General features: G+C 60.6%; 9 protein-coding genes and 1 pseudogene. 7 read left to right on the forward strand and 3 right to left on the reverse strand.

Annotation, left to right across the window (positions count from 1 at the left end; all coding sequences use genetic code 11):
- The 4 genes from ACR3FF_RS24215 to ACR3FF_RS24230 form a co-directional block, all read left to right on the forward strand.
- A partial coding sequence (locus ACR3FF_RS24215) for a transposase (protein ID WP_458190685.1) occupies positions 1-291 on the forward strand: 291 nt, incomplete at its 5' end.
- 461 nt (positions 292-752) lie between these two features.
- Positions 753-1,985: an MFS transporter gene (locus tag ACR3FF_RS24220; protein ID WP_458190686.1), complete on the forward strand. Its 1,233-nt coding sequence runs from the start codon at positions 753-755 to the stop codon at positions 1,983-1,985.
- A gap of 69 nt (positions 1,986-2,054) precedes the next feature.
- Positions 2,055-2,483 carry an SRPBCC domain-containing protein gene (locus tag ACR3FF_RS24225; RefSeq protein ID WP_458190687.1) on the forward strand — a complete coding sequence of 143 codons (429 nt, stop codon included), beginning with the start codon at positions 2,055-2,057 and terminating at the stop codon, positions 2,481-2,483.
- A 342-nt stretch (positions 2,484-2,825) separates the two neighbouring features.
- Positions 2,826-3,311 (forward strand): hypothetical protein, encoded by a 486-nt coding sequence (locus ACR3FF_RS24230; RefSeq protein WP_458190689.1) that lies wholly within the window; start codon positions 2,826-2,828, stop codon positions 3,309-3,311.
- 48 nt (positions 3,312-3,359) lie between these two features.
- Here ACR3FF_RS24230 and ACR3FF_RS24235 read toward each other — a convergent pair whose 3' ends face one another.
- Both ACR3FF_RS24235 and ACR3FF_RS24240 read right to left on the reverse strand, forming a co-directional pair.
- Entirely contained in the window at positions 3,360-6,173 is a 2,814-nt protein-coding gene (locus ACR3FF_RS24235) for a PEP/pyruvate-binding domain-containing protein (protein ID WP_458190690.1), read from the reverse strand.
- Positions 6,174-6,310: 137 nt separating this feature from the next.
- Positions 6,311-6,544, reverse strand: a complete 234-nt coding sequence (locus ACR3FF_RS24240) for a hypothetical protein (RefSeq protein ID WP_458190691.1) — start codon at positions 6,542-6,544, stop codon at positions 6,311-6,313.
- A gap of 135 nt (positions 6,545-6,679) precedes the next feature.
- On the opposite strand from ACR3FF_RS24240, the gene ACR3FF_RS24245 reads away from it, so the two are divergent.
- Together ACR3FF_RS24245 and ACR3FF_RS24250 are read left to right on the forward strand one after the other, a co-directional pair.
- Complete coding sequence (locus ACR3FF_RS24245) at positions 6,680-6,970, forward strand: DUF8069 family protein (protein WP_458190693.1); 291 nt, start codon at positions 6,680-6,682, stop codon at positions 6,968-6,970.
- Positions 6,970-7,350: a DUF7558 family protein gene (locus ACR3FF_RS24250; protein ID WP_458190695.1), complete on the forward strand. Its 381-nt coding sequence runs from the start codon at positions 6,970-6,972 to the stop codon at positions 7,348-7,350. Before ACR3FF_RS24245 ends, ACR3FF_RS24250 begins: the two co-directional genes overlap by 1 nt.
- On the opposite strand, the gene ACR3FF_RS24255 is transcribed toward ACR3FF_RS24250, so the two are convergent.
- Positions 7,285-7,932, reverse strand: a complete 648-nt coding sequence (locus tag ACR3FF_RS24255) for a zinc ribbon domain-containing protein (RefSeq protein ID WP_458190696.1) — start codon at positions 7,930-7,932, stop codon at positions 7,285-7,287. The two genes, ACR3FF_RS24250 and ACR3FF_RS24255, sit on opposite strands and share 66 nt — an antisense overlap.
- On the opposite strand from ACR3FF_RS24255, the pseudogene ACR3FF_RS24260 reads away from it, so the two are divergent.
- Positions 7,869-8,004, forward strand: a pseudogene (locus ACR3FF_RS24260) (IS5/IS1182 family transposase); the annotation flags it as partial. The gene ACR3FF_RS24255 and the pseudogene ACR3FF_RS24260 overlap by 64 nt on opposite strands.

Genomic DNA, 8,004 nt, shown 5'->3' on the forward strand with positions numbered 1-8,004 from the left:
CGAAACACTGACGACCCGAAAGACATCGAGTACAGGGTCGAAGACCGCATCGAAAAACACAGCGAGGACGTCCAGCTGAAGCAATCGACGCTAGACGAGACGTACAACCGGCGGAGTGGGGTTGAACGAACCAATGAATCAGTCAAGGACTGCGGCCTCGGGCGTGCGTTCGCCCGAGGCCGCGTTCATGCACGAGCGCAGGTGTTCCTCGCGCTGTGCTTTCGTCTCGTCATCGCAATCACCAACTACGAATGCGGAGACAATCCGGGAAGCACAATCATCACGGTGTGACAAGAGTTCTATGACACCCTCGTCCGTTACAGTAATACTCAAAGAAGAAATTGCGGCAGATTATCGGTTGAAGAAATGGCGAAAGAGTATACCGACAGCCACACCAACAACGAACATCTGTATACGATCCTCTCGACGTCGTGCTTTCGTCTGCTCTGGAAAATATCCCTCAACAACATCGAACATTTGTCTCCCAACTTCGTCTTTCGCTCTATCTACTTGGTACTGAGCACGCTCCCTCGCTCGCTCCTGAGTCTCTTCAAGCATACGAATACGCATCGAAGTGTAGGGACAAAAGTATGAGGCGCGTACCGTGACAGCCCGATAGACATGAACTGAGGATCAAGATCTCTTGATGGTCAAATGGTAGGTTGGGGAAGCAATGTCCTCGTTTCCGCAAACGCAATTCTCATTGGGGAGAGGAGAGGACTAAACGTGTGTTGCGCTCACTCCGCCAGAGGATGTTCTCTGTTTCGAATCCTCGTGAGGTGTGGCTCATCACGGTCGCCCACGCGGTTAACGAGTTCTATAGCGTCGCACTCCCGCCGATTCTGCCGTTGTTGGTAAACGACTTTGCAATTTCCTACGGTGAGGCGGGCGTATTGCTCACAGTCTTTTTCGCCACATACTCGATCTTCCAGTTGCCCGCAGGCGTCCTTGCAGATCGGATCGGCCAGCGATGGCTCCTTGCCGCAGGGATGGTCATGCTATCTTTAGGCATCCTCATTGCAGCAACAGCGCAGGACTACTGGACGCTCATTGTCGCCGAAATCATCGCTGGCGTCGGCGGCAGCACTTACCACCCAGCAGGAATGTCACTGATCAGTGACTTGGAAAGCGGTGATACTGAGGGAAAAGCCATGGGAATCCATGGTCTCGGCGGTGTCGTCGGAACCGCTCTCGCCCCCGCACTTGTCGGCGGCCTTGCGGCGCTTGTTGACTGGCGACTTGCTCTCATGGTCAGCGCAGCCGTTGGTGTCGCCTACGCGCTCATATTCCTCACTCTGTTCCACGACATCAATCCCACAGAGAACACGCCTGCGATCGAACCCGACGGGGGAGCCGATACGAATAAGGTCTCTGAGAGGACGAAAGATAACTCGGGGAGTCACTGGTCGAATCCTACCGCGCTCATCTCGGTCCCACTTGAGCGCTGGGTCGCGGTGTTGTTTCTCGCCAATCTCGCCATTGCGACCGAACTCGGTGCAGTTCGTACGTTCATCACTTCCTACCTCGTCGAACACGTGGGACTGACCACCACCGTCGCCAACGGCATCTTCTTTGCGATGCTCGTTGGCGCAGGTGCCTCCTCACTCGGTACAGGCGCTCTCGCAGATACCGTTGATCGGCGGACACTCGGCTTCGTAGCGATGGCGATTTCGACGATTGCATTGGGCGCAACGGCACTTGTTCCACCGATCCCGATCGCACTGTTCGGCTGGTTCTTTTTGCTTGGTATTGTGATGTGGGCGGCGTTGCCAACGATGAACGCGATCACCTCGGAGTATTCCGAGCGGTCATTCAGCGGAAGCCTCTTCGGCGTGATGCTCACAGCTGGATCACTCGGCGGAGCGGTGGGACCGCTGTTATTTGGCGTCGTCGCCGAGCGGTTCGGCATGGGTGCGGCATTCCCGCTTGTAGCGAGTGTGAGTGCAATTGGTACCGTCGCTTTCCTCGCGATGCGGCGGGTTTGACATCCTCCTCCGCTAGGAGGCTTTCTATGACACGCTCGTCTATATTACTGTGTGACTGGAAGTGGTAGCATGAGTGAAACCTTCACTGCGACCGCATCGACGACGATCGATGCTGCACCCAAGACTGTCTGGGACGCGCTCACGAACCCGCAGACGATCAAGCAGTACTTCTTCGGCTCGACTGTCCAAACCGATTGGGAAGTCGGAAGCCCAATCGTTTTCCGAGGGGAGTGGGAGGGCGAGACGTACGAGGACAAAGGGGAAATCCAGCGGTTCGAGCCCGAACGAGTGCTCGAATACACCCACTGGTCGCCACTCTCCGGCACGTCCGACATCCCCGAGAACTATCACACGGTGACGTGGAAGTTGGCCGAGATGGACGACGGAACCGAACTCACCCTCACTCAGGACAACAACGACACCGAGAAAGCACGGGATCACTCCGAGGGGAACTGGGAAATGGTACTCAGTAACCTGAAAGAGCTTCTGGAGTCCTGAGGCAGAAGGATTCGATCCGACTCACGAAACCAACGCTCTTCGAGACATGCGAGGCGTACCGTGACCGCACCTGCACTCACAGAGATTCCCGCTTCCCTGTTACCTGCCTCGCCTATTTTGAACGAACCCCGGCTCGGCCCGTGACAGATATGCGCACGCTAATTAACAACTAATCCGCTGAAGGTCGGGGTGCAATCAATTCCTTGGGGGCGATTCTATGACAGCTCTGAGAGTTTATCTCGCCGGCGAAGGGTGGCGGCACTCAGCATAGCGAGCCACCACGACGAATCCCGTCTTGCTGTGGGTGCCGGTGGCGGCTGAGTGCAGTCAGTGAGTACTTCCATGTCCACGTTCAGTGACTCCGAGTCCGCGACAGCATCGCCTTCAGAGACCCAGACGAATCCACGAAACAACGGTGAGCAATCTCGATCACAGTCCGGATGGCTAGACGAAGAGAGCAGCGACAACGGGACACCAACGCTCGAGATGGATCGGTGTCCGGAGTGCGGAGCACGCCGCTTCGTCTCGAAACTACTGGTGTACGAGGTGACGATCTTCGATGAAGGGGGTGAGCGAGAGTTCCGTCGGCAACACGTCCGGGCGGAGTTCGAGTACACCTGTAGCGAGTGCCAGACGATACTCCGGAGGCTGCCTGCCGATCGGCGCGACTACTACGACGAGGTCAACGTCCTGAACGTGGAACGCCGTGCAGCCCTTCGAGATCAACTTCGACAGTTGTGTCGGCGGGTTGGGCGACGGTTCTGGATCACGAAGTCGTGGATCGCGCTTGGACTCCTCACCGTCACAGCGGCAGTGGTCTGGCTGTAACGGACGGTAGCTGGATACGTTCGATCAGAAAAAAGCGGTGATCGAAACTTACTCGACCCCACTCGCATCAATCCCAGGTTGCTTGACGTGCGTCTCGTCGCCGGCCGCCGGCTGTGTGTCGAGCAGTTCGACTGTGCCACTACTTCCATCAATGCGGATGCGTTGCCCGGTTCGAATCCGCTTCGTCGCCTCGGGAACGGAGACGACGGCGGGCAGGCCGTACTCCCGGGCGACGAGCGCGCCGTGACTGACGGCGCCACCGACTTCGGAAACCAGCCCGGCGGCGTTCAAAAACAGCGGTGTCCACCCGGGATCAGTGGAGGGCGCCACAAGTATCTCGCCGCGTTCGACCGTCGCGGTCTTCGGGTCGCGGATGATGCGGGCCACCCCCTCGACGACGCCCGACGAGACGCCAGTCCCGACTAATGCTCCCTCAGGGGCTGTTTCAGATGCCATCTGGGCACGAACGGCTTCCCCTTCGCTCGTCAACACAGGTGGGGCGTCCACGTCGGCGTTTCGTGCGTGTTTCTGGCGACGGGTAGCGATGTCAACGTCGACGTCCTCGCCATCGAGCGCGTCGACCAGTTCGTCCCTGCGGAGATACCAGACGTCGTCCGGGTCGTTGAGTCGCCCTTCGGCGACGAGCAGCTCTCTGGCGTCCAATAGCGCCGTTCGCCACGCGGTGAACGCCCGGGCGGCCTCCTGTTTGGGGTACTCCCGGAGATAGACCGTATCGCGGTACGTACGGATAAGCCAGCGGACGTAGCGGCGGCGAAACGGCCCGAGCAAACCGCCGTCGACGCTTGCCTCGAGACGCGCAGCGGCCGCCTCGGCTTCGTCTTCGAGCCTTTGGATACGTTCGCGGTGGTCGCCCGCCGCCTCGTCAGCGAGGTTCGCGCGAACGACGGCGAGGAGCATCGACGGGTCCTCACGCCAGCGCGGCCTGCTGAGATCGATCTCTCCGGTGCTCCGATGCCCGAACTCGTCGAGGAATTCCTCAAACGCCTCGATGAAGACATCGCTGCCCTCCACGATCTCGAGTTCCGCGAGGGAGGCACCGTCTCGGAGGGCCGCGACGACTTCGGGATGGTCGCGGGCGACGTCGGCGAGGTCGCCAAGGCCGAGGTTGATGCGGGTGACGACGTCGCGTTCGAATCCCCGGCCGACCGCGTTCACGTCCTCGGAATGGTCGGGGAACGTTCGCGTGAGCCAGCCGCCGAGTGCGAATGCGAGGAACAAGGGGCTGATTTGCGGGTAGACCTCCCGGAGAAAGCGCCTGAAGTCGATGCCGTCGAACACGGCACGCGCCCGGGCTTCGGGGGTCGGGCCGTTCGTGACCTCTCCGACGAACAGGTCGCCCAGTCGCCCCCAGGACGCGTCATTGGGAGTGGGCCCGCGGCCGGCCAGCGCACCGAGGATATTCCAAACGATGCGGGGGATCGCCGGACCGATAAGTCGGGCCACTCGCCCGGCCGTCGCGACGTAGCCCGGGAGCGCGCGGACGGTGACGCCGCGGGATTCGAACTCCTCGGGTCGTCGCGACACGATCTCGTCGAGCCCAGCCGAGATGGGTTCGTTTACAGCAGCGATTCGTTCGATCAGCCACGACTGCGTATCGGCATCCCGCAGGAACGGGGTGACGTCGATATAGACCCGTCCCCCGGCCTCGACCGTCGGGTTACCGATAGAGGCGTCGAGTCCGGCGGCGGAGAGCGCGTTACCGGTGTAGGTCCGCCAGACGTCACGGACGAGCGGCGGCATCGCCTCCGGCATCGCCTGCATGTGGCCCATACTGATGTAGACGTGAAGCCGGTCATCGTCGGGCGACGGAGTCGGGAGGGGGAACAGCGACGTGATGGGGCGGGACTGCAAGAGAACGAACTGGCCGTCGACGAGCGCCCACTCGACGTCCTGTGGCGCGCCGAGCAGTGTTTCAGCCCGCTCGCCGAGTCCGACGAGAGTGCGGAGCTGGTCGTCGGTGAGCACACGTGCCTCCCGTCGGTCCGGCGAGAGTTCAACTCTGTTGATTTCGCTCCTTTCGGCGGTTTGCGTCTTCTCAGGTTCGATCTCCTGTGTCCCGTCTTCAGCGGTACCGTCCCTCTGAAGCTCACGGGCGAACGCCTTGGTGCCGACCGTGTACTCTACGACCTCGTCGGTCCGGGTGTCCACGAGCGCGTGGTCCGGTGTGACGTCGCCGGCGACGATGCTCTCGCCGAGCCCGAAACTCGCGTCGACCAATGCGACGTGTCGGTTTCCGGACGCGGGGTCCGCGGTGAAGAGAACGCCGGCGGCTGTCGCATCGACCATCGGCTGGACGACGACGGCCATCTCCACGTCGGCGTGGGCAATACCGTTGCGCGCTCGGTAGGCGACCGCCCGGTCAGTGAAGAGACTGGCCATGCAATCACGGACGCGGTCGAGGACGTCCTCACCTGCCACGCCAAGGAACGTCTCGTGCTGACCGGCAAACGACGCGCTCGGGAGATCCTCGGCCGTGGCACTCGACCGGACGGCGAAAGAGCCGTCGCTCTCGAACGATGTGATTGCGTTGGTGATCACCGCTTCGACGGACGCGTCGAATTCGCGGTTCTCAAGGAGCGATCGCAGGTCGGCTGCGGTCGCGGTGAGTGCGTCGGTGTCGGCCGAGTCGAGTGCGTCCAATTGACTGAGTGCGTCCTGACTCTGTGGTGAATCGACGAACTCCCGGTACGCAGCGGTGGTGACGATGAACCCCCGCGGGACAGGGAGACCAGCCCGAGCTAGCGCGGCCAGATTCGCACCCTTGCCCCCAGCTACGCCGATGTCTTCGGCCCCCGGTTCGTGGAACCATCGCACGACACTCCTATTCGAATCCGCTGGCATCGTAACTAGTGGTGCATTGATACGCGCCGTGCAACTATAACGATAGACCTCTCAGCTTCCCGCTCCGAGCTAAGTTCGCCAAGCGACCACGTTACTGTCGATAAGCGATCTCGGATACTGGGAGACCTCTGCTCTCGTCAGGGTCGTGATGGCAGCCGCAGTTCGTCATCGACTTCGTAGAGATAGCCCTTCAGCAGCAGCTGCTCGATGTGTGCTCGTGCGTCGGCACGTTCGATACCCTGGTCCATGAGATGAGCGACGGCGTCCTCTCGCGTGAGAATCTCGTCAGTCCCCGCGCTGTCGACGTACTGCTCGAGATGATCGAGCGCGGCTTCCTCACTGGAGTTGATCGGGGTCCGAGAATTCTCCATTATGTAAGGTATCGGTATCTCCGGATTTGACGATTGGGGTGCTACCTTCGTGTCACTACGGTCCAGTCAGGGTCGAGTTTGTCGACGCCAAAAGGCGCGAGGCGCGCCTACGAGCGTGCCAGAGCGTGAATTCACATGACTGGTCCAGACGCATTCGATGATACGGCAGCCGATTATGAACGGCTCGAAACCGAACTCCTCTCACAGGACCGGGATGCAGCCCGGGTGGCGACGGCGGACGTCGACGAGACGATGGCGCGACAGCTCGTCAGTGACCTCGTCGACGACGGTGTCGTGACGGCGGTCGCCGAGCAGCGAGTCCTCGTTCACGAACCGAGTGGCGAAGTGTTCCACTCGATTCGACAGCTAGCTGTCTTCCATCGTGGGTGGACGGCCGGCCGTGATGCCGACGAGGAGACGTCGTAATGCAGCAGACGCTTTCGGGATGTGCGTTCTGCGATGCGCTTCCCTGGTCGGAGCGTGGCGTCGCTTTCACCTGGGGGAAAGATGAACGGGTTTCGCATCCGATCTGCGTCGACTGCGCCGTCCAAGTCCGGGCCGACTCCGACGACCGAGATCACCACGCCTGTGATAGCTGTGGTCTCGTCGTCGACACGCTCGCTGCGCTCACTCGATTCCGCGTTGAACTTGGCCATCTCGAGGGGACTCTACACCTCTGTGTCCGCTATGACATCCTCCTCGCCGTTCACGGCGAGGTTTCCTCGCGCTGGGGGTATCGCTTACCGACCCACGGAGGCAACTTGCGGGTTCGTATGCTCCTCGTTGGGACGGAGAGAGCGTGGTGACTCCAACCAGTCGTGGTTGTCCCACTTGAGGCATACAGGCCGTGCCATCGACCGTGTTACTGTCGTCTGCCGCCGAAGGAACGTCTCTGACGCAACGAGGTCAGCGTGCCCCTCGAACCCACACGGACACGTCAACGTGTCACGGTGACGGGTCGTATCCCCTGTCGAACCACAGTTCGGACACGTCTGAGTTGTCCACGCTTCTGATCGAACCTCAACCGTGATGCCGTATTCTTCCGCGGTACACGTCAGTCGGTTCACGAACGCTCGGAACGCCCAGAAGTTGTGCGTCTTCGCGTTCGTCTCCACTGACCAGTGTGTGTCGAGTACGTCCGTTAACGCCCCAACGTACACCGTCGAAACGCCTTCATCGTACAGGCGTTCGATGAGGTCGCGGGCAAGCGCGTCGTGGGCATGGTCACGACGTTTCGTTCGCCGGTCGTACAGACGTCGGATGCGGTGACTACGGCTCAATTGAATCCGCAGAAGACGGCGGGATAAGTCGTCAGAATCATGTACTGAAGCGGGAGAGTGAAGTTGTGCAGAAGACACTCTTCCGCTTCGTGAAGCAAGTGGCTTCACTCGCTCAAAAGCTTACTGACGCGGCTCTCATCCAGCTTAGCCATCCAGCCGGCAACGGGTTTGCCGGCTGGA

This window comes from Haladaptatus ordinarius (genome assembly GCF_054177595.1).

Excerpts from the sequence above, each read along its gene's own strand:
- ACR3FF_RS24220 (WP_458190686.1), top strand. The coding sequence starts at position 753 with ATGTTCTCTGTTTCGAATCCTCGTGAGGTGTGGCTCATCACGGTCGCC.
- ACR3FF_RS24225 (WP_458190687.1), top strand. The coding sequence starts at position 2,055 with ATGAGTGAAACCTTCACTGCGACCGCATCGACGACGATCGATGCTGCA.
- ACR3FF_RS24230 (WP_458190689.1), top strand. The coding sequence starts at position 2,826 with ATGTCCACGTTCAGTGACTCCGAGTCCGCGACAGCATCGCCTTCAGAG.
- ACR3FF_RS24235 (WP_458190690.1), bottom strand. The coding sequence starts at position 6,173 with ATGCCAGCGGATTCGAATAGGAGTGTCGTGCGATGGTTCCACGAACCG.
- ACR3FF_RS24240 (WP_458190691.1), bottom strand. The coding sequence starts at position 6,544 with ATGGAGAATTCTCGGACCCCGATCAACTCCAGTGAGGAAGCCGCGCTC.
- ACR3FF_RS24245 (WP_458190693.1), top strand. The coding sequence starts at position 6,680 with ATGACTGGTCCAGACGCATTCGATGATACGGCAGCCGATTATGAACGG.
- ACR3FF_RS24250 (WP_458190695.1), top strand. The coding sequence starts at position 6,970 with ATGCAGCAGACGCTTTCGGGATGTGCGTTCTGCGATGCGCTTCCCTGG.